This is a genomic window from Pedobacter sp. SYSU D00535, assembly GCF_017355855.1.
GTDB lineage: Bacteria > Bacteroidota > Bacteroidia > Sphingobacteriales > Sphingobacteriaceae > Desertivirga.
Window position 1 is genome coordinate 402,980 of the sequence record NZ_JAFEWD010000003.1, and the last position, 24,369, is coordinate 427,348.

The following is a 24,369-nucleotide window of genomic DNA, read 5'->3' on the forward strand; positions in this document are numbered from 1 at the left end:
TATCTAACGAAAATATGAAAAATAGATTTTGTGTTTTGATTATATCACTTCTGCCGCTGTTTGCGAAAGCCCAGGAGGAAGCGAAAACTACTCAGCTTGGCTTCACCGTTAGTCCAAATTTGGGCTGGCTAAGTACTCCTGGTAGTAATTCAAATGAGGGCGACAGAAGTCCACGCGTTGGCATATCTTATGGCGTTATTGCCGATCTTGGGTTCGCCCGCAATTACTTTTTCGGTACTGGCTTTACGCTCACCCGGATCAACAGTCGCGATGATATCTCTGCCGAAAATGTCACCAATAAGAGAATTAACAGCTTGCAATACATTGAAGTGCCGCTTACGCTGAAGCTGAAAAGCAACGAGGGGCAAATGGCTCGCTTCTACGGACAATTTGGTTTAGGAACTGGAATAAAGGTGCGCGCTACCCAAGATTACGAATACAGGGACACAGATGGAAATACGGCTAGCGGAAATAATGTTAATATTTCCGACGATACGAATATTTTTCGACTTAGCCTGATCGCCGGTGCCGGGGCAGAATGGAATATTGGGAGAAACCTAAACATTCAGACAGGTGTTACTTTCAACAACGGTTTTACCAACGCTTTCACTAATGACGACTCGAAAAACTCCTATGTGGCGTTGAATCTAGGAGTCTTTTTCTAATTGTTACATCGGCGTATTTGAAATATTAAAGGAAGTAAAATGAAGATTGCTCTTGCTCAACTTAATTATCATATCGGAAATTTTGAATCGAACACAGAAAAAGTAATTAAAGCAATAAATCAAGCGAAGTCGCAAGGAGCGGAGCTGGTTGTTTTTGCAGAGCTAGCGATCTCCGGATATCCACCTAGGGATTTTCTCGAGTTTAGTGAGTTTATAGAGCTATGTGATGAATCAATAAAGCAAATCACCGCTGCCTGTACAGATGTTGCCTGTATTATAGGGGCTCCAACAAAAAATCCAAGGGTCGAAGGTAAAAACCTTTATAATTCTGCCTATTTCATCGAGAATGGGGAAGTTAAGGCAATAGTGAATAAGACACTACTACCTACTTATGATGTGTTTGATGAGAACCGCTACTTCGAACAGAATACAAGTTTTAGCTGTGTCAGCTTCAAGGGCAAAAAGATAGCGCTTACAATCTGTGAAGACTTATGGAACATCAATGATGATCCCCTTTATGTCTCTTGTCCGATGGACGAGCTGATTAAGGAAGAGCCTGACGTTATGATTAACATTGCAGCTTCCCCCTTCTCCTATAAGCACGACGATAATAGGTACAAAGTTTTAAGTGATAATTCTAAAAAGTATCGTCTTCCTCTCTTGTATGTTAATCAGGTTGGTGCCCAAACAGAGATTATTTTTGACGGTGGCTCCTTTGTGTTTAATGAGAAAGGACAGCTGCTTGACCAGTTGAAGTCTTTTGAGGAGGATCTGAGGATATATGAACTCCACAGTAAGACGATAGCGGAACTGGCACCAATGCCCTTTAAAGCCATCGCAGACGTCGAGCAAATTCACCAGGCATTACTGCTGGGCATCAGGGACTATTTCCGAAAGTCGGGTTTCTCTAAGGCAGTCTTAGGTTTATCAGGAGGGATTGACTCCGCGGTTGTGTGTGCTTTGGCAGCAGAGGCCCTGGGGCCGGAGAATGTGATGGCAGTGCTGATGCCTTCGAAATTTTCTACAGACCATTCTATTCAGGACGCACTTGATCTGGTAAAGAATTTGGGGTGTAAGCACGAGATCGTGGCAATAAAAGAGGCTGCCGATGCTTTCGATAAATTACTGGAACCTGTATTTAAGGGGCTTCCATTTAACGTCGCCGAAGAAAATATTCAAGCGAGATGCAGGGCAATAATCGTGATGGCCTTTTCCAATAAGTTTGGCTACATCCTACTCAATACCTCGAACAAGAGTGAATGTGCAGTAGGTTACGGTACCCTCTACGGGGATATGGCAGGCGCCATTTCTGTGCTGGGAGATGTTTATAAGACGCAGGTGTATCAGTTGGCGAATCATTTGAATAGAGAGCGGGAAATAATTCCCATTAATAGTATTGTGAAGCCACCTTCGGCCGAACTTCGTCCGGGACAAAAAGATAGCGATTCATTACCTGACTATGACGTGTTGGATGCGCTCCTCTTTCAATATATTGAACTCAAACAAAGCTCGAGGGATATAATTGCTCAGGGGTTTGATGAAGAACTGGTAAAAAAGGTGCTGAAAATGGTGAACAAAGCGGAGTTTAAGAGGGCTCAGGCTCCCCCAATACTTCGCGTTTCTCCCAAAGCATTCGGGATGGGACGAAGAATGCCAATTGTAGGTAAATATTTGTCCTGATTACCTCCCTTTAAAATGTTTGCGATAAGGCATTCCCTGAACTGGAATGCCTTTTTTTATTAAAGATGTAACAAAGTTATAACAGCGTGTTGATTTAATAATACCTGCGTTATTAAGATACAAACAGATTAAAGAAGGGATAAATGATGAGAAAGATGATGCTGGGTATGCTGTTTGTCACCTGGATATTGTCTTCCTGTTCTTCTTATAATTTCTATTCAGTAGGCAGTAATAAGTTGGATCTGAACAAGTACTCAACTTATGCCTGGGTTCGTGGGAACGAATCAAAACTGGAAGATTATTATAATAATGATATAGCTGAAGAGAATATCATTGAGTCGGCAAACGCTGCACTAAATTCTAAAGGACTAAAGTTAAATAACAAACAACCTGATTTATTAATTCGGTATACTGCCGTGGTTGACAATAAGTCCCGCGTGATCAGCGAGCCTGTTTATTATCAGCGACCTTCGGGCTTCGTTCCGGTAAGGGGCTACTACAGAGGTGTTCCCGTTTACTATTACCAGTATGTTCGTTCGTTTCCGGTGTATGTTGGGTCAGAACAACGAAAGGTAGAGTTTGAAGAGGGTAACATTGTGATTGACCTGATCGACAGGCGTACCTCCAAGGTGGTTTGGAGGGGAGTGGCCAAAGGAGAGGTTAGCAACCTATCCAAGGCCGTGAATGATCTTCCCAAGGTCATTTCTAAAATTATCGGCAAAATGCCGTCATAAGTTTTGTTTTGTTTTTTTGAGTGAGCGCCGCTGCAGAATTGTTTGCAGCGGCTTTTTTGTTAAAATGAATTGGTAAATTGCAGAAAAATAAGCTATGAAAATATTGGTATTTCTTTTTCTAACTCTCTTTGTGGCTCCTCCAAAGACAGTTTACGACTTCAAAATAAAGACCATAGACGGTAAAAACCTCAGCCTGCAGAAGTATAAAGGTAAAAAGTTGCTAATTGTGAATACAGCATCGAAATGCGGTTATACCCCGCAATACGCAGAACTTGAGAAGCTTTCGCAGCAATACAAGGGAAAGCTGGTGGTAATTGGCTTTCCAGCGAATAATTTTGGGGGTCAGGAGCCGGGAGCAAATTTAACCATAAAGGAGTTTTGTAAAAAGAATTATGGAGTCACTTTTCCACTCGCCGAGAAGGTGAGTGTTAAAGGAGAGGATACGGCCGAATTATTTAAGTTTCTTACAGCGGCTGCAAATCCCGATTTTACGGGGGATATAAAATGGAACTTTGAGAAGTTTCTAATAGATGAGAACGGAAACTTGATTCGCAGGTACCGCTCCGCTGTGAAGCCCCTGTCTCCGGAAATAACTAAACATCTGTAATAAAGATATTTGAAACTTTTTTGAAATTTTATTTTGGAGAGAGAGTTTCTACTTCTATATTTGCAGTCCCAAACGGGAGGATAGCTTTAGCAATTACCCAGGAAGGAAAAGGAGGCTTAGCTCAGCTGGTTCAGAGCATCTGCCTTACAAGCAGAGGGTCACTGGTTCGAATCCAGTAGCCTCCACAAAGTTCCCGGAAACGGAAACAATTTTTTAAGACATTTAATATTAGGAGGCTTAGCTCAGCTGGTTCAGAGCATCTGCCTTACAAGCAGAGGGTCACTGGTTCGAATCCAGTAGCCTCCACGGAAAGAGATCATCAGATCTCTTTTTTGTTTTGTGATCGACCTAAGCCACGTTTATGTACACTGTATATATTCTCTACTCTGCTGTGCGCAATAAATACTACATTGGATCTACAGTAAATCTCTGCGACCGACTAAAAAAACATAACACCCGGCACCGTGGCTTCACGGGAAAGGCGATGGATTGGGAGTTGAAATATTGGGAATTATTACCGGACCACTCTTCTGCTTTGAAGAGGGAAAGGGAGATGAAGAGCTGGAAAAGCAGACGAGTTATTGAGAAGCTTATTAGAAGCTCAGCTGGTTCAGAGCATCCCGACCTGCAGTCGGGAGGGTCACTGGTTCGAATCCAGTAGCCTCCACGGAAAGAGATCATCAGATCTCTTTTTTGTTTTGTGATCGACCTGAGCCACGTTTATGTACACTGTATATGTTCTCTACTCTGCTGGGCGCAATAAATACTACATTGGATCTACAGCAAATCTCTGCGACCGACTAAAAAAACATAATACCCGCACCATGGCTTCACGGGAAAGGCGATGGATTGGGAGTTGAAATATTGGGAATTATTACCGGACCACTCTTCTGCTTTAAAGAGAGAAAGGGAGATGAAGAGCTGGAAAAGCAGACGAGTTATTGAGAAGCTTATTAGCAGCTCAGCTGGTTCAGAGCATCCCGACCTGCAGTCGGGAGGGTCACTGGTTCGAATCCAGTAGCCTCCACGGAAAGAGATCATCAGATCTCTTTTTTGTTTTGTGATCGACCTAAGCCACGTTTATGTACACTGTATATATTCTCTACTCTGCTGTCCGCAATAAATACTACATAGGATCTATAGCAAATCTCTGCGACCGATTAAAAAAACATAATACCCGGCACCATGGCTTCACGGGAAAGGCGATGAATTGGGAGTTGAAATATTGGGAATTATTACCGGACTAGTCTTCTGCTATAAAGAGAGAAAGGGAGATGAAGAGCTGGAAAAGCAGACGAGTTATTAGAAACTTATTAGCAGCTCAGCTGGTTCAGAGCATCCCGACCTGCAGTCGGGAGGGTCACTGGTTCGAATCCAGTAGCCTCCACGGAAAGAGATCATCAGATCTCTTTTTTGTTTTGTGATCGACCTGAGCCACGTTTATGTACACTGTATATGTTCTCTACTCTGCTGTGCGCAATAAATACTACATTGGATCTACAGCAAATCTCTGCGACCGACTAAAAAAACATCATACCCGGCACCATGGCTTCACGGGAAAGGCGATGGATTGGAGATCGACCTAAGCCTGGGTCTATAGAGCATATCCGAGTATAACTTTTAAGTCTGCCTAAACTATTTGTCATTCAAAATGTTAACTATAACTTCTACTAGATAATCTAAACGCCTCTTATGTTTCACATCTTAGTAATTGACGATGATCCTATCCAGCATAAGCTAACGGAGAGAGTGCTAAACACGCACGGTATTTCCAGTGGATATTCATTTTATCAAAGTCCCATCAATGCACTTCTTGATATAACAGAAGCCTTTTTTGTCTCTCAATCCCTTCCTGATCTTATTTTAATTGATCGGGACATGCCGGAAATGACCGGCTGGCAGTTTGTAGACGCTTTTTGTGAAGCGTTTTCCAGCAATGCAAAAATTAAGACAAGTATCTATATGATCAGTTCTTCCTTAGAGGAAAGTGATTGGATAAGTCTGGAGAAATATTCCTGCTTGAAAGGTTTGTTTCCGAAGCCGATCTCTATAAAGATATTTAGCGAGATTATGGAGCAGGTAATATGAAATCAAAAAGGCTTTCAAACGGGGAGGATGAAAGCCTTTTACTAACCAATTATAAACTGCAACAAATATAGGTTTACCAAGCGGTTCAAAAAGGGAATTAACATTATTTAACACTGTTGCCGCGGCCTTCAACCTGTTATCGCCGGAAAGGCAAACACCTCTATCTTGCTATTGTTGATCACATAAACACGTGCCCATGAACATCGTAGACATCATACTTCTGCTTATTCTATTTATTGCGATTTACTCGGGCTACAGGAAAGGATTTATTTTAGGGTTAATTGAGCTTATTACCTGGGTAGGTACCTTGGTGCTCTGTTTTCTGCTCTATCCTAAGGTATCCGTTTTCATGTCGCGGTTTGTGAGTTCAGGCCTGTGGTCTGTTTTAATAGCTTTTCTAGTAACTATCGTTATTGTCCGCTTGATTGCCGCCTTGCTAATTGATCAATTTCTACATCGAATACCGACAGAGTATCATGAAAAGCCGGCCAACAGAATCCTCGGGTTTGTTCCAGGGGCAGTAAACGGGCTCGTTTATGCAGCCCTTGCCTCCGCTATTTTCTTACTATTACCCTTTTCCCAAGGACTATCCACCTCCGCCCAGGAAAGTTTATTCGCCCAGAAATTCGCCGAGCAATTTTCAAAGGTCGAAGAGAAAATAGTGCCCTCTCTGGGCGAAGAGGTGAGAATGCGAATGAACAAGCTCACTGTAGCCCCAGGTTCAGAGAAGTTTATTAAGCTAGGATTTACAGTAAAAAACTATAAGGAAAGACCGGAGCTCGAAAAAGAGATGCTGGAGTTGATCAACGAGGAACGGCAAAAGGAGGGGTTGAGGCCATTGCAGGCAGATCCGGAGCTGAGACATGTAGCAGTGAAGCATTCGGCAGATATGTTTGAGCGGGGTTATTTCTCTCATTATACGCCAGAAGAAAAAGATCCTTTTGATCGGATCAGGGCCGCAAAAGTAAGATTTATTACAGCAGGTGAAAACTTAGCACTTGCTCAAACCCTAAAGTTAGCGCACACCGGTCTAATGAATTCTCCCGGCCACCGGGCTAACATCTTACACAAGTCGTTTGGAAGAGTAGGTATTGGAATTCTTGATGGGGGTATATACGGATTAATGGTGACACAAAACTTTCGGAATTAAATTTGTTTATACCCCAGCATGACATACCACAGAGAACTACCAGCAGGTTCAAGTCCACGTTTAAAGTGGGTCGAAAAACTCTCTTACCTTCTTGATGAACAGTTTCGGATTCCAGGAACCCGATTTAGGTTCGGACTCGATCCTATTATGAACCTCGTGCCTTTCCTGGGTGACGTGTCTGGCTTCGTGATCTCAGCGGCTTTGGTATTAACCATGGCGAAAAATGGTGCAAGTAGTAGAATTGTCGCCTTGATGGCAGTTAATATCGTGCTCGATGCCACCATCGGTGCTATTCCAATTATTGGACAAATCTTCGACTTTTTCTATAAGGCTAATTCAAGAAACATTCGATTGCTGCGTGAGCATTACTATGAAGGTAAACATCAGGGTAGTGGCAAGGGGATACTTATCGGAGTTTCAATTTTTCTGCTGGTTTTATTTGTGTTGCTGCTATTTGCTTTGTGGAAGCTTATACAGTGGGTTTTTACTTGGTTTTAGGTGCATCCGGTCGCGTTTTTGCTTTTACAATCTTGCGGTGTAGAAGTATCGATCGTCCTTGGAGCAGTCACTACAGTAATTCCCGCAGCTTTTGCTGGTTTCAAGTTTAGGTGTAATGAAATTGTTACTTGCAGGAAAAAAGGGCATGTTCATCAAAAAATTAAGGTTTCGGTAAAGAAAGCTAAAGGAAAAGGTATTAGAGCTGAGGCCGTCGAGTAGTTTTTCCACTGGCTTTGCTTCTTATGATGCCTTTCTTGTGATGTCCATTAGTTCTAACCCCATTTTATTCCATTTAGACTTGTAAAACTTAGCAGAAGATTTCTTGTTATAGTCTTAGCTCTGAGAAGCCTTTATTTTGGAAACAAGATAGACTCGGATAGATCCTTTTAGTAAAAGCGAACACGGAAATAATGCTTGTATTTTGAGGTTAAGCGGCCCTTCGATCAGTTCGGAGGGTTTCTTTTTCTCCTGGAAGTTTTATTAGGGCAGAGCAAACAAGGGGGGATGAGCGATTGTTGTGTTTTTATTAAGCTAAATAGATATGGGACAGGTTTTTACAATAAATCTAGCAGGCTCAAATTTTCATTACCAATTAATTAAACTAAATCAGATTAATCGTACAGTGGAGTCGCAGGTACTCTTGCAGGGAGGCGCTACTGTAACTTTATGCAAAGACGATAGGGGCTGGAGTCAGAAAGAAGACAGTGCTCCAATTGTGAAGGAGTTAGTGCAGGCTATTGGCAATTCGATTTCCCTGCGGTATCGGATATAGAAAAAAAGGCAGAGGTGCTATGGCTCTGCCGCCAGAAATCTAGCAATGTCTTTTGCTAGTATTCTTACCTTAGCTGCTGCAATTGGTACAAATGACTTTAACTTATAAGCTCAAAGAATATACACTAGAATCTCATCAGCAACTTGAGAAAGTTTTAATACAAGACCTTAAAAGTCTTACTTCAATTTCGGATTATTATCTCATCCTCCGAAAATTTTACGGCTTTATCGCTCCCTTAGAATTTCAAATAGAGCAGTTTGTAGATGTTCAGTTACTTCCAGACTTTCATATCCGTCGAAAGGCTAGCTCTCTTATAGAAGACATCAAGTCCTTAAATTGTAGTGTTGATAACCTCTCTTTATCACCGCATCTTCCCGAAATAAGTAATAAATACCAGGCACTTGGAGCATTATACGTGATCGAGGGTTCTACCCTTGGTGGTCAGATTATATCCGGCATGCTGAAAACCAAACTGGGCTTAACTTCAAAGGGGATGACTTTTTTTGAGGGCTATGGTGAGCATACAGCAAAGATGTGGGATGAATTTAAGTCTGTCTTAGACGGCAGCATTGAAGTTTCCAACCACTCAGAGGTAGTGCAGGTTGCAGAGAACACTTTTGTGGAATTTAAAAAATGGTTGATTAGTAATGCATAGAAGTAAATTTGATTCTGAATTTTGCGGAAGTCTCCCTCTGCATCAAATTAACCAGATACAATCTTATGGCTACCTTCTGGTACTAGACAGACAGTCATTATCCATTGTGCAAGCGAGTGAAAACATAGAGGAAGTTTTTGGTAAACAAGTAAAAGCTGTAGTAGGCACGGAGATAGGTACTTATTTAGCACCGGCTACTGTCGACAAATTGCGGGAACGGGTGATTTCAGAGAACGTTGAGAAGGTACCGGTTGCCGTTTCCCTGCAAACAGGGTTGGTAGGGGACTATGTCGCCATTGTTCATTCCAAAACAGAATACATAGTGATTGAATTAGAAAAAAGTGGCGAAAGACGACTCTTTTTGGACGCATTTCAAGATTTTAAATTTGCACTTGCCGACATCAATCAAGTCTCATCTGTAAAGGATGCAAGTGATGTGATAGTGGATGCATTGAAGCGACTAGCGGGTTTTGATCGGGTGTTGATGTATCAATTTGATGAGGACTGGAATGGAACAGTGATATCCGAGGTGCGGGAGGAGGACATGGAGCCTTATCTTGGCCTGAAATTTCCTGCTTCTGATATCCCAAAACAAGCACGAGCGCTTTATCTTAGAAACCCTTATCGACTTATTCCTGACCGTGAGTACGCTCCTGTACGGATTTTTCCAGTGATAAATCCACTTACTCACACTTTTATTGACTTGAGTGATTGTAACTTAAGAAGCGTCCCGGGAGTGCATCTGGAATACATGCACAATATGGGCATAAAAGCATCTATGTCGATTCGCGTAATCAGAAACGAGCAGCTATGGGGACTGATCTCCTGTCATCACCGCGAACCAATGTATCTCAATTACGAAATGTGCTCTGTCTTCGAGTTGCTTTCCAATTTTATCTCATCAAAAGTTACCTCCATACTTAATAAGGAAGCTTTTGAATTTAAAGCACGGTTGCAAAGCCAGCGAAACAGTTTGATTGATCGTGTTTATTCCTCAAATAGCTTGGTGAAGGGATTGATGGGGGAGGACCTGTCCGTAAAAGAATTACTTGACGCCGATGGAGTTGTGATCACTCGGCGTGGTGAAGTAATTTCCGCCGGAGAAGTTCCATCCAAAGATCAGTTAGAAGCCTTGATTTACTGGCTGCAGAACAAAAGTTACAATAAGATTTACGGCGATGACAACCTGGTATCCGCATACGATCCAGCTATTGATTTTGTAGAGCTTGGGAGCGGGATCTTGTCGATTCCAATAGATTCGGAAAAAGGCCATTACATTATAGCCTTTCGGAAGGAAGCGCTAACAACGGTTAACTGGGGAGGAAACCCTGAAGATGCAATCAATTTTGAAGAGGATGGTAAGCAATACCATCCGAGAAATTCATTTAAATTATGGCAGGAGACAGTAAAACAAACTTCATTACCCTGGTTGCAGGAGCAGCTTGAAATTGCAGAGAGTTTAAGAAGTTTTATATTTGAATATTCTGCCAGGCACATTAACAACTAGGTAGCATTCATTATGGAGGAAATTGTGGACGAGGGATCAGCTAATGTTTCATTAGCTGGAAAGCTTGATCATTATATCGTTGCTATAGGCGCCTCTGCTGGCGGCCTTGAAGCTATTCACGAGTTTTTTGACAACATGCCATCAAACTCTAATATTTCTTTCGTAGTTATTCAACACTTATCCCCTGATTATAAAAGTCTCCTGGTCGAACTCGTTTCAAAACATACGCACATGAAGGTGTATGAGGCTGGCGACAAAATGACCCTGCAGAAGGAGTGTGTTTATGTAATTCCAAACAAAAAGCTGATGACCGTTCATCACGGTAAGCTTCATCTGGTTGAGAAAGTCCAGGAGAAAGTTCCCAATACAGCCATTGATCACTTCCTCCGTACGCTGGCTCGGGAAAAGAAGAACAAAGCCATTGCTGTAATACTCTCGGGAACAGGAACAGATGGCACGAAGGGTATTGAGGCGATAAAAAATGAGGGAGGGATGGTGATTGTTCAGGACCCGGTTACAGCAAAATTCGATGGCATGCCAAATAGTGCTATCATTTCAGGGAACGCCGATTTTATCCTGCCTCCTGAGTTGATGCCGGAGGAGATTTATCACTATACAAAGCAGAACCCGGTGCATATTTTAAATAAGGGTAAGGTTGATGATCGTCTGCTTGAGGATATTTTTTCTCTTATTCATACTAGTTACGGATACGATTTTCACTATTATAAAACGCCTACCATCATTCGCCGCATTGCAAAGCGTATGGGGCAGCGTGGCGTGCAAAAGCTCCCCGATTACGTGGACCTTTTGAAAAGTAATCCTGAAGAACTAAAAAGACTAAGTAAAGACTTTCTAATTGGTGTGACGCGTTTTTTTCGGGATCAGCCAGCTTTTGATAGCCTTTACAATGATGTGTTACCCTCCATCGTAAGTAGCAAACAGAGCGAGGACTTTATTAAAGTTTGGGTTTGCGCTTGCAGCACGGGAGAGGAAGCCTATTCTATCGCGATCCTGATTGATCAGTACTTGCAGAAGCACCGAATGCTGATGGATGTGAAGATTTTTGCGACTGACATAGATGAGAGCAATATCTCATTTGCTGCAAGAAATCAATATCCTTTATCTATAGCAAAAGATATCGATGAACAGATTCTGAATAAGTACTTCATTAAAGAAGGGAAATTTTATTCGGTAATTCCCCGTATTCGCAAGCAGATTGTTTTTGCGAAGCACAACGTCATAAAGGATCCGCCTTTCATCAAAAATGATTTGATCAGTTGTCGTAACATGCTCATTTATATGAATAGTGTGTTACAGCAAAAAGTGATGAACACGCTGCATTTTTCATTACATGTGGGAGGGTATTTGTTCCTCGGTTCTAGCGAAACAGCGGGCACAATCCGCGATGGGGTAGATGAGGTTAACAGTAAGTGGAAGATTTATCGGAGAATCGGAAAAAACAGAACCCCTCCTCAGGATTTTTATCGGCAATTAGAATCAAAACGACCGGTAACCCGGTATCAAAGTCCTCTTGCTAAGGTTGAAAATAAGGACAGCAATATGCTCGTGGACGATTTCGCTACTTCCCTTGCTGAGGATTTCGGCTACGTCTGTTTCTATATCGACGGAAATTATGAGATAAAGGAGGCTGTAGGAAACTTCAATCGTTTCCTTTCACTTCCTGAAAAGCGGCTCAATCTGAATATCTTAAAGATGGTTCCTCAGGAACTTTCTATTGCCCTTAATACTGCCGTCAGAAAGTGCTGGAAGGAGAATGCAAAAGTATTTTTGAAGAGCGTACGGGTGAAGCAAAGTGACATAGAGCTGTTCTTAAGTATTTCCGTTCGCCCTGCTCAACCCTTAGATGGCAAGCCGTATACGCTCATCGTTCTGGGTGAGAATACCCACAGTCAGTTGAAGATCAAAGACGACGCTGATATTCTATCTTCAGAAGAGCAGAATGAATATCTGGCGGAGCTTGAAGCTGAGCTGAATGAGACGCGCTCAAATCTTCAAATGGCTATTGAAGGTTTGGAGACAACCAATGAGGAGTTGCAATCCAGCAATGAAGAGCTTTTATCTGCTAATGAGGAACTGCAGTCGAGTAATGAAGAGCTTCAATCGCTAAACGAGGAGCTGCATACCTTAAATACAGAGCACCAGCTCAAAATTAAAGAGCTCATCGAGTTGAACGATGATCTGAACAATTTTTTCAGGAGTACGGATATCGGCCAGATATTTCTGGATGCCGATCTGCGCATCCGCAAGTTCAACTCTGCTGCAGTCAGAATGATCAATCTGATCGATTCCGACATCGGACGTCCAATTGAACATCTGTCTACCAATATTCGGTATGACTTTCTATTGAAGGATATTGAGCATGTGATCAGGACAGATAACACTGTTGAAAGAGAGGTGGTGCTTTATAATGATAGTCGTTGCCTAATGCGCATCATGCCATATTTACGGCAAGACAAGAAATCCGATGGCGCCATTGTTACCTTTGTCGATATTTCTGCTACGACCAATCTTAACAATATCATCAACGCTGTTTTCAACTCCAGTTTAAGTGCAATAGTAGCGTTTAAGTCACTGAGGTCTTTAGATAATAAGATTGAAGATTTCTCCCTTCTTACTTGTAATTACGCAAGTAATGACCTTCTTAGAAGTTATGGGAATGATTTAGTCGGAAAGCTCTTCTCCCAAATGTCTACACTAAACTCAGTTGGGATGTTCGACAAGTACGTACAAGTGGTAAGTACGGAGAAACCACTGCATACCGAATTTGTCTTAGAGGATGGCTCAGGAAAATGGTATGAGGTTGTCGCGGTAAAAATGATGGATGGTTTTGTTGCTACGTATACAGATATTTCAGAAAAGAGGGCAGCCGAGCAGAAGCTACGTACTAATTATAATGAACTTATCACTGCGAGAGAAAACCTTAAGAGGTTGAATTTGCAGCTGGAGGACAAAGTAGCCGAACGAACCAAGGAACTATCGCTCAGCGAAGAGCGCTTCAGGCTAGTATCTAACGCCACAAACGACGCCATTTGGGACTGGAATTTTATTGACAATAACATCTGGTGGAGCGATAGTTTCGTAACTCTTTTTGGTTTTAACAACCTTGCGGAAACTTCTCGGACATCTTTCAAATTTGACAAGATCCACCCGGATGACAGAGAAAGGGTAAGAAACAGCATATATCAGGTAATAAACGAAGGCGGCACACAATGGAATGCCGAGTACCGGTTTGAGAAGGCTGACGGCACTTACGCGAATATCCTTGATCGGGGATACATTTTGCAGGATGAATACCGCACTCCTCACCGGATGTTAGGCTCGATGTTGGATATTACTCAACTAAAAAAAGCTGAACAAAAGCTGATTGATAGTGAGAGTAAGTTCAGGAAGGTCTTTGAGTCGAACATGATCGGCATGGTGTTCACTAACAGTGAAAGCGTTATTATTAATGCGAACGATGCATTCCTGAAAATGTCGGGCTACTCGAGAGAGGATATACTTGGAGGATCTCTCGTTTGGGATAACCTAACTCCTCTTGAATCTAAAGAAAGGAATGCCTGGGCTTCTCAGCAACTTAGAGAAACGGGAATTGTTCCTCCCTTTGAAAATGAGTACCTAAGGAAGGATGGCAGCCGCATCAATGTATTGCTTGGAGCCGCTTCTATCAGTGAGTCTGATGCAATGGCTGTAACATATATCATTGACATCACCGAGAAAAAGGAAGCGGAAAAGAAAGAACTGGAGCTGAAGAAGATAATCGATAAACAACAGGAGGAGTTTAAGAGCATCTTCTTGGAGGCACCCGCCTTGATTACCATCCGACGAGGGCCGGAGTTGCGGATGGATTTTGTTAACAAGGCAGTAACCGAATACTTTGGCACAATCAATTATCAAGGTAAATCCGGGAAGGAGCTGAGGGAGGAATTCAAAATCAATGAAGGGGAGGGAGACCAAATCATCTCAGAAGTCTACAAAACTGGGAAGCCCTTCAGGGCGAAAGCGTATCGTGTGCAATTAGACAAAAAACGCGATGGTACGCTAGAAGATGCGTGGTTTGACTTTATTTATCAGCCCGTTTTTGATGTCGAGGGCAAGGTAGATGGCGTGGCCTCTTTTGCTTTTGATGTCACTGATATGATCATGGCTAATAAGGAGATCGAGAAAAGTAGCGAGCGCTTCCGATTCCTTACCAACGCACTTCCTCAAAAAATATGGACAGCCGCTGCTGATGGTAGTGGAGATTATTTTAATCAGGTTTGGCTCGACTACACAGGCAAAAAACTGGATGAACTAATCGGTTGGAATTGGATGAGTGTAATTCATCCGGATGATCTGGAGCAAAACTTGTTTCTATGGAAGCAATCTATTGAGAAGGGAATCAATTTCGAGATAGAACGTCGAATCCGGCGTGCGGACGGTGAATATCGCTGGCATTTAAGTCGCTGTATTCCTCAAAAGGATGAGAACGGTAAAGTTATGTTATGGGTGGGGTCGAGTACCGACATCCACGACCAAAAAAATATAGAAGACGCACTTCGTCAGAGTGAGGATTATTTCCGGCAGCTGGCGGATCAATCGCCCTTCATGATTTGGAAGGTAAATAGTGAAGGGGTTTGCAACTACGTAAATAAACAGTGGATTACTTTCACCGGGCTCTCATACGATGACAGTATGGGCCTGGGATGGTCAGCTGCATTTCACCCCTCCGAAAGCGACAACGAGTATAGTAAGTTCATGAAGTGCTTCAACAAGCGCTCCAGTTATCAATCAAAGTTCAGGTTGAGAAATACCAGGGGCGAGTACCATTGGGTACTGGCTCAGGCAAACCCGGTTTCAAGTCCGACCTTTGAGGGATACATCGGAAGTTTGACCGACATTACGGAACAGGAGCTTGCCCAGCAGGCAATGAAGCTGTTGATGCATAAGAAGGATGAGTTCATGAGTATTGCCAGTCATGAGTTGAAAACGCCAATCACGAGCATGAAGGCCAATCTGCAAATCGCGGAGCGCCTGTCGAGCAGGAAAGTAGAGGTTGAGAAGATTCAGACGTTTATTGAGAAAGCTAATAAGCAGGTAAATAAACTAACAGCTTTGGTTGAAGATCTGCTAGACGTCACCAAGATACAAGCTGGAAAGCTGCAGTTTCAGAAAACAACTTTTAACATCGATGAAGCAATCAACGACTGCGTAGAAGAACTTCACAACAATGGGTCAAAACACAGAATAATTGTAGAAGGGGACAAGGGGATAACCATCCAGGCTGATAAAAATCGACTGGAGCAAGTACTCGTTAACTTTCTTTCTAATGCAATTAAATACTCTCCCGACGCTGACACGGTAGTACTAAAGGTTGAGTGTGAAAATGATAAGGTGAAAATATCGATAACAGATTTTGGTATTGGTATTCCAAAAGATAAAATAAACTTTGTTTTTGATCGCTTCTTCCGGGTTCAAGAGTCGTCACAGAAGTTTTCTGGTCTTGGACTGGGATTATTCATCTCTTCAGAAATTATCAAAAGACACAACGGAGAAGTAGGGGTAATCAGTGAGGAAGGAAAAGGCTCAACCTTCTGGTTTTCTCTTCCAATTGTTCCATCATTGTTCCAGGGGCAATGAATTAATAATTAATTTATTGCACAAGTAGGAAAGATCTCCTAGCTTTGATGTGCATGAAGCGTATAGTGATTTTTGATGATGATACCGATATCCTCGAAATATTGACGTATCTGCTGCAAGAGAAGGGTTGGGAGGTGTATACGCAAACAACATGCAAGCATGTAACTAAAGTTGTAGCAGCGCATAGGCCCAATGTGGTATTGATGGATAACTGGATACCAGAGGCGGGCGGGGTGAAGGCTACGCAAACTTTAAAAAGTGACCCTGCACTAAGTTCTATCCCGGTAATTTATTTTTCCGCAAATAATAATATTGCTCAGCTTGCTGAAGAAGCAGGTGCTGATGCATACCTGGCGAAACCCTTTGATTTGGACTACCTGGAAACCATTCTTTCTAAATTTTCTTAGTAGCAAATAGAGCGTTGAAGTTCATGTAGATATAAATGACAAAAGCCACTGTAAAAGTGGCTTTCGTTACATATATATGGACTCTTATTAGGATTATTTAGTCAGTTCGAATACGGCTCGCATTTGGTAGTTAAGCTTGATCTTCTTGAAGTCAATGTCTGGCATCGCTGCGTCGGCTGCTTTACTTTCTGCCATTGCTACATTTGCCCGATACATCGGCTGCGGATAAAATTCATTATTGATTTCTTGTACCTCCAGCGCTGCTCCAACCCGGTCATTGACCGCCGCCGCCAGGTAGCTTGCTTTGTCCTTCGCTGCCTGCAGTGCTTTGATTTTCAAATCTCGTTTTAGGGTCTCAATTTGTGAATAGTCGTAGCTTTCCACATTCGTGTATTCAATTGCTTTGGGATCTAAGGAGTTCAGAATCTGATTGAACTTGTTTAAGTCGGTCACTTTCAATCTGTACTGCTTCCTGGCTAAAAATTCAGGGTTCTTTTTTTTCTCCCAGTTGTAGTTATAACTCGCAATGTTATTTATGGTGAAATTTTCTTTTGGAATACCGGCACTAAGAACCACGCTTTGTAGCTGTTTCTCAATCGTCTCAATATCTACTTTCTTTTTAGAGGCACCGTCCCGGTAATATTCTTTTAATGATATCCCAACAAAAATAATGTCCGGTGTAACTTCAGCTTCTGCTGTACCTGAAACTTCTATTTTTCTACGGGTATCCACTGTTTGTGCCGTTGAATAAAGGCAAAACAAGCTAAGCAGAGCAAGGAAAAAAAATCTTTTCATATTTTCTAGTGTGTGTGAATTTAAGATGCACAACTGTTTTGAATTCCATAAACATTTTCTGAAATAAAAAGTTGCTTAAAAACAGTACGCAGGAGTATGAAAGAACGTAACAATGGAAGAAGAGATTTTCTTCGAAACCTTACCCTTGGTTTGGGGCTTATCACGCTAAGTCCTTCGCTGTCTTTTTCATCGTGCGCATCAAGTCCCCAGAGCAAAAAGGCAAAAAAGCTTGGAGTAGCCTTGGTTGGATTGGGAAGCTATAGCTCAGGACAACTAGCGCCCGCCTTGCAGGAAACAGAACACTGCTATTTGGCAGGCATTGTTACTGGCACGCCCGCCAAGGAAAACATCTGGGCAACTAAATACAACATTCCCAGGAAAAACATCTATAACTACGAGAACTTTGATACCATAGCCAATAATCCGGAAATTGATATCGTGTACGTAGTGCTACCTGTGTCGATGCATAAAGAGTTTACCATCAGAGCGGCGAAGGCGGGTAAACACGTGATATGCGAAAAGCCGATGGCTTTAAACTCGGGTGAGTGTAAGGAAATGATTGAGGCTTGTAAGAAGGCTAATAAGATGCTCTCCATAGGTTATCGGCTGCATTTCGAACCTCATAATCAGGAAATGATGCGCCTGGGGCAAAAGCAGGTTTTCGGACGGGTACGAAACATTGATGCAGCCAATGGGTTTGTGTACGGCGGAAACCCTAATTCCTGGCGTTTGAAGAGGGAGATGTCTGGGGGCGGAGGACTTATGGACATGGGAATTTATGCCATTCAGGGAGCGAGATATGTTACAGGAGAGGAGCCGGTTTCAGTGCTAGCCCGTGAAGAGAAAACTAAACCGGAACTGTTTAGAGAAGTAGATGAAACTATATTTTGGGAACTAGAGTTTCCATCAGGGACTATTTCAAAAGGACAATCGAGCTATAATGCTAATTTAAATCATTTACGGGCCGTGGCTGAGCAAGGATTTTTTGAATTGCCCTCTGCTTATCGCTATAGCGGGATCGAAGGTAGAACAAGCAAGGGCGAAATGCGCTTTCCCCAGGTGAATCAACAGGCTCTGCAGATGGACGATTTTGCTCAGTGTATTTTGAAGGGAAAAGCCACCCGCGTTCCCGGGGAAGAAGGTCTGAGAGATATGAAAGTGATCGATGCGATTTATAGAAGCATCAAGTCCGGGAAAAAGGAGAAGATTGTCTAGGTTATTCAGTCTGCTTGCTGGAGGGATCGTAGTGATACACCACCTGATAAGGTTCGTTCCTGAATTTCTGTGCAATCTGACCTATCCGGAGTTGCTGAAATTGAGGAGTAGGTTCGCAAACAGAATACTCCTTACCTTTATATAGAATCGGTGTTCCCTGTGCTTTCTTCAATTGAACGGCTATGGTGATATGAGATGGGTACAAAAGGGCAATCATCGGCAGATCGTAGATTTCCTTTACAAGATAAAAGAACAGAGCCGCTCTGTCATCACAATCGCTAAAATCTGAAAAAAGCGTTTGTTCAGGCGTTAGCCGTTTTTCCTTACCAAAAATCATCTCATCATCCTTGTATAAAAAGGCATATCGAGTGAAGTTCATCAAATAGTCGATGCCTTTTTTCTGGCTCATCTTTTCTGTGGTTTTCCTTAAAAGAGGAATTAACGAGCCGTATGTTTCCTTGCTCAGGGGGATGTTGAAATAAGTCTCAAAATCAACTACAGGATAATTGGCAAAAATAGACTGGATCTGCGGGTTCAGTTTCACCTTAAAGTAGTACGATTTCTGCTTATAGTTGAATTTGAGATCTTTCTCAGCGTAGTCCTCAGGCTTAAAGTCAGGCATTCTTGTAACCTTGTAGGAAAAAGCTTGCCGGGCCTCAGGACAAGGGAGGTCGATCGGGTAGGGTACTTCTTTCTTAAAGTCAATCTGACCATAATCATGGTAGTTCAGGCACATGTACTTTTTGCCCCCGATCATAAAGAAAGGGATGTCTGAAATATCTTCATCATTTTTCACGTAAAAGATTATTTTATCGTTAGCAAGTGCCAATCGCGCGTCATAGCCGGACTTAGTTAAAAAGAACCACTTGTATAAGGTATACCGGAAATAATTGTCCTGTTTTGGGCTTAGTTGTTGCGATGTCTTTCGAATGAGCTGATAAAACAGCCAATCGTTCAGCTGATGCTTGTCGCGATAATCGCTCAATGCAACAAGCACCTTCTGATACTTGCTAACTGCTATTTGAGAATAGAAAAGCTTTGCCGCCTCTGCTGATGCTAACTGAGGAGCGTCAACGAAAATTGATTGGTCTGCTTCGAAGTTGAACGTGCCTTCGTAAAATTCAAAACTGATGATCCTGCTGTCTGTGCTTGCGTAGCTTGCCCTGCTGAATATCATCAGTAAACAGATGAACCATATCTTTAGCAAATCAACCACCCGGAAAACTTTTAACGATTTAGTTACACAGCGTTAATACTATTTTAACGTAAATCTATCAAGCTTGTTTCTTAAAACCTATCACTTATTCATGTTCTCCGTTACTTTTTTTGGTGGCTGAGTATGAAGGGAGAGAAGGGAAAAAAGAAAACCCGGCATTCTGTCGAACCCGGGTTTGAATAGTATCAGTATAACTTGAACTTACTCTTCAATAATTTCACTGTGCGGATAGCTTTCTTCTACTTTTTCCTCTTTGAAGTAGCGTTTTTGCCAAATCAGAATAGAGATTACACCAATCGAAATAGCTGCATCAGCAATGTTAAAAACAGGCCTGAAGAAAATGAATTCCTCTCCGGCCCAGATTGGAAACCAAGTTGGGAAGGTGCCCTGGATGATCGGAAAGTAAAACATATCTACCACTCTTCCATGGAAAATACTGGAGTAGCCCCCCTCTGCCGGGAACGCTTTCGCTGCTTCGAAGTAAGTACTCTCGCTAAAGATCATTCCATAAAAAGTAGAGTCGATGATATTACCAAGCGCTCCGGCAAATATCAGTGCTACATTCAAAATAAGTCCCCGGTGGTATTTTTTCTGAACCAGGTAAATTACTCCATAACCAATTACAGCAACAGCCGCTATGCGGAACAGGGTGAGCGCCAGTTTGCCTGCTTCTCCGCCGAATTCCATTCCGAACGCCATGCCGTTATTTTCAGTGAAGTGGATGATAAACCAATTCCCTAGAATTTTAAATTCCTGGCCCAAGGTCATATTGAGTTTAACCCAGACTTTAAGGAGCTGATCAGCTAAAAGAACAAAAATAATGGCCAGTACAGGCTTGGTATAAGCTTTCATTAGCTTTGCTTCAATTTCGCTTCCATGCTAAGGGTAGTATGAGGAACAGCGCGTAAACGCTCTTTTTGTATCAACTTACCCGTTTCGCGGCAAATGCCGTAAGTTTTATTTTCTATGCGTACCAGTGCTGCTTCGAGGTTTTCAATAAATTTCTTCTGACGCGCAGCCAGCTGATTTATTTGCTCTTTTTCCAGCGTTGCAGAGCCGTCTTCCAAAGTTTTGTAAGTGCCTGCTGTGTCGTCGGTTCCGTTCAGGTTTGGGTTACTGAGCGACTGCGTCAAAGAAGCCAATTCTTCCTTAGCTACACGAAGTTTCTCAAGTATGATATCTTTAAATTCTTGTAATTCCGCGTCTGAGTACCTTGTTTTCTCGTTATTTTCCATCTTTAAGCTTTTGTGATAGATATTAATAAATTTTGTTCGTCAATTTCAACCTCTTCCCCTGTTGACAAGTTGTCTTCAAGCACTAAGGTCTCCGCCAAAATTTCGGCGCAAATATATGATAAATTATTTCTTACGGCTTCGGATATGTGAGCATGGTTACTTACCCTTACAGCGATTTTGTCTGTTACTTCAAAGCCTAAATCTTTCCGAAGGTTTTGGATGCGGTTTACCAACTCTCGTGAAATCCCCTCCTGTTTTAATTCATTAGTTACGGTAACATCTAAAGCAACAGTTAGTTTGCCAATATTGGTTACCTGCCATCCTGGGACGTCTTCTGCAATAATCTCTACATCTTCTACCGGAATATCCAGGCTAAAGTCATTGCCTTCAAAATGTATAAAACCTTCGCTTTCAAAAGCAGCAAGCTGCTCCTGAGACAACGCGTTAATGAAAGCAGCAACGTCTTTCATGTGCTTGCCGGCTTTTGGTCCTAATGCCTTGAAGTTCGGCTTAACCTTTTTCTTGATAATTCCAGAAGTGTCGTTAATATACTCAATATCCTTGATATTAGTTTCCGAGAGGATCAGTTCCTTCACTTTCTCTATCTTCTCCTGGAAGGTGCTATCCAGTACCGGTAGCAGAACTTTGTTCAAAGGCTGCCTTACATTGATTCCTACTTTTTTTCTAAGGGAGAGAATCATAGAGGAGATATCCTGAGCCAATGCCATGCGTTCTTCCAGCTCCTTGTCAACCAGCTCCTCACGATAGGGTGGAAAGTCGGCCAGGTGAACAGACTCGACACCTGCTTTTCCTGTGGCCGCGTTCAGATCAAGGAACAGCGTTTCACTAAAGAACGGGGCGATTGGCGACATTAGCTTTGCAATTGTCTCTAAACAAGTATATAGCGTCTGATAAGCAGAGATTTTATCAGATGTGTAATCGCCTTTCCAAAAACGCCTGCGACACAAACGCACGTACCAATTGCTCAAATGTTCGTCTACAAACTCTTGAATTGCCCTTGCTGCGCGTGTCGGCTCAAAGTCGGCATAGAATCCATCGACATCCTGGGTAAGCGTATTTAAAAGGGAAATAATCCATCGATCTATCTCAGGCCTTTCGCCAATCGGGATTTCCTCCTCCTGATATTTAAAGCCGTCAATATTGGCGTAGAGAGCAAAGAAAGCATAGGTGTTATACAAGGTTCCGAAGAACTTACGGCGAACCTCATCCAGGCCTTCGATATTAAACTTGAGATTATCCCATGGAGATGCATTGCTGATCATATACCAGCGGGTAGCATCAGCGCTGTATTTTTCAATAGTTTCGAAAGGATCTACAGCATTTCCAAGCCGTTTTGACATTTTGTTGCCGTTCTTGTCGAGCACAAGCCCGTTCGAAACAACGTTTTTAAAAGCTACCGAGTCGTTTAGCATTACGGCGATAGCGTGCAGCGTGAAGAACCATCCACGGGTTTGGTCAACACCTTCTGCAATGAAATCAGCAGGATAGGCGACTTCAAATTTATCTTTATTTTCAAAAGGAAAATGCCACTGCGCGTACGGCATAGCACCTGAATCAAACCAAACGTCAATCAGGTCCGGTTCTCGTAACATCTTCTGCCCGTTTGAAGATATCAAAATCACATCATCTACATAAGGCCGGTGAAGATCGAAAGTGCCTTCCGTTAGCTGATGAATCAAAGCTTGCGTCTTGTCAAACTCTTCCTGATCAAGCAGTCCACTATCGGCTGCTGCTAAAAGCCGTTCTTTAAGCTCTTCAACAGATCCGATACAAATCTCTTCAGAGCCATCTTCTGTTCTCCAGATCGGAAGAGGGGTGCCCCAATAACGCGAGCGCGAAAGATTCCAGTCTACGAGGTTTTCCAGCCAGTTGCCAAAACGGCCGGTTCCTGTTGCTTCAGGCTTCCAATTGATTGTTTTATTTAGTTCAACCAGCCGATCTTTTACTGCTGTTGTCTTGATGAACCAGCTGTCCAGAGGATAATAAAGTACTGGTCTGTCTGTACGCCAGCAGTGCGGATAGCTGTGCTCGTATTTTTTTACATCAAAAGCTTTGTTCTCTTCTTTTAGCTTAATCGCGATAAGCACATCAGTAGGTTTGAAATCCGTTGCACTTCGTTCTTCCGGAGAGTAATATTCTTCCTTTACAAACTTGTCGGCGAAGTCGGTGATCTCTTTTACAAACTTACCCTGGCGGTTAACTAGCGGCTGCTGCTTGCCATACTCGTCGGTCACAACGATAGCTGGAACGCCCGCATCTTTAGCGGCTCTAAAGTCGTCGGCACCAAAGGTAGGGGCTATGTGAACGATACCGGTACCGTCTTCCGTTGTAACGAAGTCCCCTGGAATAACCCGAAACGCAGTTTGCTCAAGCTCCTCATTAGTCACGTATGGAAGAAGTTGATGGTAGCGCAGTCCAACAAGCTCAGCTCCTGTAAACTCCGCAGCTACTTCCCAGGGAATCAACTTGTCGCCAGCTTTATAGTCTTGAAACGAAGCATTCTCAGCTTCCTTTTTAAAGTACTTCCCTACCAGTTCCTTCGCTAATACTACACTGACCGGCGCGAACGTGTATTGATTAAAGGTGCGGATCTTAACGTAGGCAATGTTATTCCCCACCGCCAAAGCACTGTTAGAGGGAAGCGTCCATGGGGTAGTAGTCCAGGCTAAAATAACCGTATCCTCAACCTCATTCTGAAATAGCTGGGACATCAGGGGATGAACTTGCCCTCTTTTAACATGAAACTGAGCCACAATGGTGGTATCTTTAACGTTACGGTAAGTTCCCGGCTGGTTTAGTTCGTGCGAACTTAGCCCTGTCCCTGCAGCTGGGGAATATGGCTGGATAGTATAGCCTTTATATAGAAGTCCTTTGTTGTATAGCTCTTTCAGGATCCACCAAAGAGTTTCTATATATTTATTTTCGTAGGTGATGTATGGATTTTCCAGGTCTACCCAGTATCCCATTTTTTCCGTCAAGTCGTTCCAAATGTCCGTGTACTTCATCACCTCGCGACGACAAGCGGCGTTATAGTCTTCAACGGAAATCTTCTTTCCAATATCTTCCTTCGTGATGCCCAGTGTTTTCTCTACAGCCAGTTCAATGGGCAGGCCGTGGGTATCCCAGCCTCCCTTTCGCTCCACACGGTATCCCTTTTGCGTTTTATAGCGGCAGAAGATATCTTTAATAGCACGGGCCATCACGTGATGAATTCCGGGCATACCATTAGCGGACGGAGGCCCCTCGTAAAAGGTGTAGGGTTTGGAGGCAGGGCGGTTTGAAATACTTTTTTCGAAAACGTTATTGTTCTTCCAATATTCTAATACCTCTTTGCCTATCTCGGATAAATTAAGCTGTTTATATTCTTTATACATCAGTATTTTATCTCCAAATTTAAGCTTGCAAAGTTACGGATTTGTGCTTAAAAAAACGGGCTTTTCTATTCGTCTTTCAGGTCCAAAGTGTCTTTTTTTTGGGACGGTCTAGG

General features: G+C 42.6%; 21 protein-coding genes, 5 tRNA genes and 1 pseudogene. 22 read left to right on the forward strand and 5 right to left on the reverse strand.

Going from position 1 to position 24,369, the window contains the following annotated elements; genetic code table 11:
• Positions 1-14: 14 nt before the first annotated feature.
• From J4N23_RS09785 to J4N23_RS09885, 21 genes and pseudogenes are all read left to right on the forward strand, one after another.
• Positions 15-665, forward strand: a complete 651-nt coding sequence (locus J4N23_RS09785; RefSeq protein ID WP_207426811.1) for a porin family protein — start codon at positions 15-17, stop codon at positions 663-665.
• 39 nt (positions 666-704) lie between these two features.
• The gene (locus tag J4N23_RS09790; RefSeq protein ID WP_207426816.1) at positions 705-2,345 is read left to right on the forward strand and encodes an NAD+ synthase; all 1,641 of its coding nucleotides are present in this window, start codon (positions 705-707) and stop codon (positions 2,343-2,345) included.
• Positions 2,346-2,488: 143 nt separating this feature from the next.
• Entirely contained in the window at positions 2,489-3,079 is a 591-nt protein-coding gene (locus tag J4N23_RS09795) for a DUF4136 domain-containing protein (protein ID WP_207426818.1), read from the forward strand.
• Between the two features lie 94 nt (positions 3,080-3,173).
• Complete coding sequence (locus J4N23_RS09800; RefSeq protein WP_207426820.1) at positions 3,174-3,686, forward strand: glutathione peroxidase; 513 nt, start codon at positions 3,174-3,176, stop codon at positions 3,684-3,686.
• 110 nt (positions 3,687-3,796) lie between these two features.
• Positions 3,797-3,871, forward strand: a tRNA-Val gene (locus J4N23_RS09805).
• 46 nt (positions 3,872-3,917) lie between these two features.
• Positions 3,918-3,992: transfer RNA gene (locus J4N23_RS09810), tRNA-Val, on the forward strand.
• A gap of 55 nt (positions 3,993-4,047) precedes the next feature.
• A pseudogene (locus J4N23_RS09815) lies at positions 4,048-4,248 on the forward strand (GIY-YIG nuclease family protein); the annotation flags it as partial.
• Positions 4,249-4,284: 36 nt separating this feature from the next.
• Positions 4,285-4,353 (forward strand) — tRNA-Ala (locus J4N23_RS09820).
• Between the two features lie 55 nt (positions 4,354-4,408).
• On the forward strand, positions 4,409-4,546 hold the full coding sequence (locus J4N23_RS21235) for a GIY-YIG nuclease family protein (protein WP_207426822.1): 138 nt from the start codon (positions 4,409-4,411) through the stop codon (positions 4,544-4,546).
• A 98-nt stretch (positions 4,547-4,644) separates the two neighbouring features.
• A tRNA-Ala gene (locus J4N23_RS09830) sits at positions 4,645-4,713 on the forward strand.
• A 55-nt stretch (positions 4,714-4,768) separates the two neighbouring features.
• Complete coding sequence (locus tag J4N23_RS21240) at positions 4,769-4,933, forward strand: GIY-YIG nuclease family protein (RefSeq protein WP_207426825.1); 165 nt, start codon at positions 4,769-4,771, stop codon at positions 4,931-4,933.
• 71 nt (positions 4,934-5,004) lie between these two features.
• Positions 5,005-5,073: transfer RNA gene (locus J4N23_RS09840), tRNA-Ala, on the forward strand.
• Positions 5,074-5,128: 55 nt separating this feature from the next.
• Positions 5,129-5,272, forward strand: coding sequence for a GIY-YIG nuclease family protein (locus J4N23_RS21245; RefSeq protein WP_207426827.1), 144 nt, complete (start codon positions 5,129-5,131; stop codon positions 5,270-5,272).
• A 106-nt stretch (positions 5,273-5,378) separates the two neighbouring features.
• Positions 5,379-5,774 carry a response regulator gene (locus tag J4N23_RS09850; RefSeq protein WP_207426830.1) on the forward strand — a complete coding sequence of 132 codons (396 nt, stop codon included), beginning with the start codon at positions 5,379-5,381 and terminating at the stop codon, positions 5,772-5,774.
• A 196-nt stretch (positions 5,775-5,970) separates the two neighbouring features.
• On the forward strand, positions 5,971-6,924 hold the full coding sequence (locus J4N23_RS09855) for a CvpA family protein (protein WP_207426832.1): 954 nt from the start codon (positions 5,971-5,973) through the stop codon (positions 6,922-6,924).
• 18 nt (positions 6,925-6,942) lie between these two features.
• A complete protein-coding gene (locus tag J4N23_RS09860; protein WP_207426834.1) occupies positions 6,943-7,422 on the forward strand; it encodes a DUF4112 domain-containing protein in 480 nt (159 codons plus the stop codon).
• A gap of 541 nt (positions 7,423-7,963) precedes the next feature.
• A complete protein-coding gene (locus tag J4N23_RS09865) occupies positions 7,964-8,194 on the forward strand; it encodes a hypothetical protein (RefSeq protein ID WP_207426836.1) in 231 nt (76 codons plus the stop codon).
• Positions 8,195-8,285: 91 nt separating this feature from the next.
• On the forward strand, positions 8,286-8,849 hold the full coding sequence (locus J4N23_RS09870; protein WP_207426838.1) for a biliverdin-producing heme oxygenase: 564 nt from the start codon (positions 8,286-8,288) through the stop codon (positions 8,847-8,849).
• Positions 8,842-10,356: a GAF domain-containing protein gene (locus J4N23_RS09875; RefSeq protein ID WP_207426842.1), complete on the forward strand. Its 1,515-nt coding sequence runs from the start codon at positions 8,842-8,844 to the stop codon at positions 10,354-10,356. Before J4N23_RS09870 ends, J4N23_RS09875 begins: the two co-directional genes overlap by 8 nt.
• Positions 10,357-10,368: 12 nt before the next feature.
• The gene (locus J4N23_RS09880; protein WP_207426844.1) at positions 10,369-15,993 is read left to right on the forward strand and encodes a PAS domain S-box protein; all 5,625 of its coding nucleotides are present in this window, start codon (positions 10,369-10,371) and stop codon (positions 15,991-15,993) included.
• A 53-nt stretch (positions 15,994-16,046) separates the two neighbouring features.
• Positions 16,047-16,400: a response regulator gene (locus J4N23_RS09885; RefSeq protein WP_370527257.1), complete on the forward strand. Its 354-nt coding sequence runs from the start codon at positions 16,047-16,049 to the stop codon at positions 16,398-16,400.
• 93 nt (positions 16,401-16,493) lie between these two features.
• Here J4N23_RS09885 and J4N23_RS09890 read toward each other — a convergent pair whose 3' ends face one another.
• Positions 16,494-17,195 (reverse strand): SIMPL domain-containing protein, encoded by a 702-nt coding sequence (locus J4N23_RS09890; protein WP_207426855.1) that lies wholly within the window; start codon positions 17,193-17,195, stop codon positions 16,494-16,496.
• Between the two features lie 96 nt (positions 17,196-17,291).
• Here J4N23_RS09890 and J4N23_RS09895 point away from each other — a divergent pair, with 96 nt between their 5' ends.
• On the forward strand, positions 17,292-18,410 hold the full coding sequence (locus tag J4N23_RS09895) for a Gfo/Idh/MocA family protein (protein WP_207426856.1): 1,119 nt from the start codon (positions 17,292-17,294) through the stop codon (positions 18,408-18,410).
• A gap of 1 nt (position 18,411) precedes the next feature.
• Here J4N23_RS09895 and J4N23_RS09900 read toward each other — a convergent pair whose 3' ends face one another.
• The 4 genes from J4N23_RS09900 to ileS form a co-directional block, all read right to left on the reverse strand.
• The gene (locus J4N23_RS09900) at positions 18,412-19,587 is read right to left on the reverse strand and encodes a hypothetical protein (protein WP_207426858.1); all 1,176 of its coding nucleotides are present in this window, start codon (positions 19,585-19,587) and stop codon (positions 18,412-18,414) included.
• A gap of 240 nt (positions 19,588-19,827) precedes the next feature.
• Positions 19,828-20,478, reverse strand: a complete 651-nt coding sequence (locus J4N23_RS09905; RefSeq protein WP_207426859.1) for a lipoprotein signal peptidase — start codon at positions 20,476-20,478, stop codon at positions 19,828-19,830.
• Complete coding sequence (locus J4N23_RS09910; protein WP_207426861.1) at positions 20,478-20,861, reverse strand: TraR/DksA C4-type zinc finger protein; 384 nt, start codon at positions 20,859-20,861, stop codon at positions 20,478-20,480. The genes J4N23_RS09905 and J4N23_RS09910 overlap by 1 nt, the downstream gene beginning before the upstream one ends.
• A gap of 2 nt (positions 20,862-20,863) precedes the next feature.
• Positions 20,864-24,256, reverse strand: coding sequence for an isoleucine--tRNA ligase (ileS, locus tag J4N23_RS09915; RefSeq protein ID WP_207426866.1), 3,393 nt, complete (start codon positions 24,254-24,256; stop codon positions 20,864-20,866).
• Positions 24,257-24,369 lie beyond the last annotated feature (113 nt).

What these genes read in the sequence shown, in the direction of transcription:
- J4N23_RS09795 (WP_207426818.1), top strand. Translation starts at nt 2,489, where the DNA reads ATGATGAGAAAGATGATGCTGGGTATGCTGTTTGTCACCTGGATATTG.
- J4N23_RS09905 (WP_207426859.1), bottom strand. Translation starts at nt 20,478, where the DNA reads ATGAAAGCTTATACCAAGCCTGTACTGGCCATTATTTTTGTTCTTTTA.
- ileS (WP_207426866.1), bottom strand. Translation starts at nt 24,256, where the DNA reads ATGTATAAAGAATATAAACAGCTTAATTTATCCGAGATAGGCAAAGAG.
- J4N23_RS09910 (WP_207426861.1), bottom strand. Translation starts at nt 20,861, where the DNA reads ATGGAAAATAACGAGAAAACAAGGTACTCAGACGCGGAATTACAAGAA.
- J4N23_RS21240 (WP_207426825.1), top strand. Translation starts at nt 4,769, where the DNA reads ATGTACACTGTATATATTCTCTACTCTGCTGTCCGCAATAAATACTAC.
- J4N23_RS09875 (WP_207426842.1), top strand. Translation starts at nt 8,842, where the DNA reads ATGCATAGAAGTAAATTTGATTCTGAATTTTGCGGAAGTCTCCCTCTG.
- J4N23_RS09870 (WP_207426838.1), top strand. Translation starts at nt 8,286, where the DNA reads ATGACTTTAACTTATAAGCTCAAAGAATATACACTAGAATCTCATCAG.
- J4N23_RS09790 (WP_207426816.1), top strand. Translation starts at nt 705, where the DNA reads ATGAAGATTGCTCTTGCTCAACTTAATTATCATATCGGAAATTTTGAA.
- J4N23_RS09865 (WP_207426836.1), top strand. Translation starts at nt 7,964, where the DNA reads ATGGGACAGGTTTTTACAATAAATCTAGCAGGCTCAAATTTTCATTAC.
- J4N23_RS09800 (WP_207426820.1), top strand. Translation starts at nt 3,174, where the DNA reads ATGAAAATATTGGTATTTCTTTTTCTAACTCTCTTTGTGGCTCCTCCA.
- J4N23_RS21235 (WP_207426822.1), top strand. Translation starts at nt 4,409, where the DNA reads ATGTACACTGTATATGTTCTCTACTCTGCTGGGCGCAATAAATACTAC.
- J4N23_RS09785 (WP_207426811.1), top strand. Translation starts at nt 15, where the DNA reads ATGAAAAATAGATTTTGTGTTTTGATTATATCACTTCTGCCGCTGTTT.
- J4N23_RS09880 (WP_207426844.1), top strand. Translation starts at nt 10,369, where the DNA reads ATGGAGGAAATTGTGGACGAGGGATCAGCTAATGTTTCATTAGCTGGA.
- J4N23_RS09895 (WP_207426856.1), top strand. Translation starts at nt 17,292, where the DNA reads ATGAAAGAACGTAACAATGGAAGAAGAGATTTTCTTCGAAACCTTACC.
- J4N23_RS09885 (WP_370527257.1), top strand. Translation starts at nt 16,047, where the DNA reads ATGAAGCGTATAGTGATTTTTGATGATGATACCGATATCCTCGAAATA.
- J4N23_RS09890 (WP_207426855.1), bottom strand. Translation starts at nt 17,195, where the DNA reads ATGAAAAGATTTTTTTTCCTTGCTCTGCTTAGCTTGTTTTGCCTTTAT.
- J4N23_RS09860 (WP_207426834.1), top strand. Translation starts at nt 6,943, where the DNA reads ATGACATACCACAGAGAACTACCAGCAGGTTCAAGTCCACGTTTAAAG.
- J4N23_RS09855 (WP_207426832.1), top strand. Translation starts at nt 5,971, where the DNA reads ATGAACATCGTAGACATCATACTTCTGCTTATTCTATTTATTGCGATT.
- J4N23_RS21245 (WP_207426827.1), top strand. Translation starts at nt 5,129, where the DNA reads ATGTACACTGTATATGTTCTCTACTCTGCTGTGCGCAATAAATACTAC.
- J4N23_RS09850 (WP_207426830.1), top strand. Translation starts at nt 5,379, where the DNA reads ATGTTTCACATCTTAGTAATTGACGATGATCCTATCCAGCATAAGCTA.
- J4N23_RS09900 (WP_207426858.1), bottom strand. Translation starts at nt 19,587, where the DNA reads ATGATATTCAGCAGGGCAAGCTACGCAAGCACAGACAGCAGGATCATC.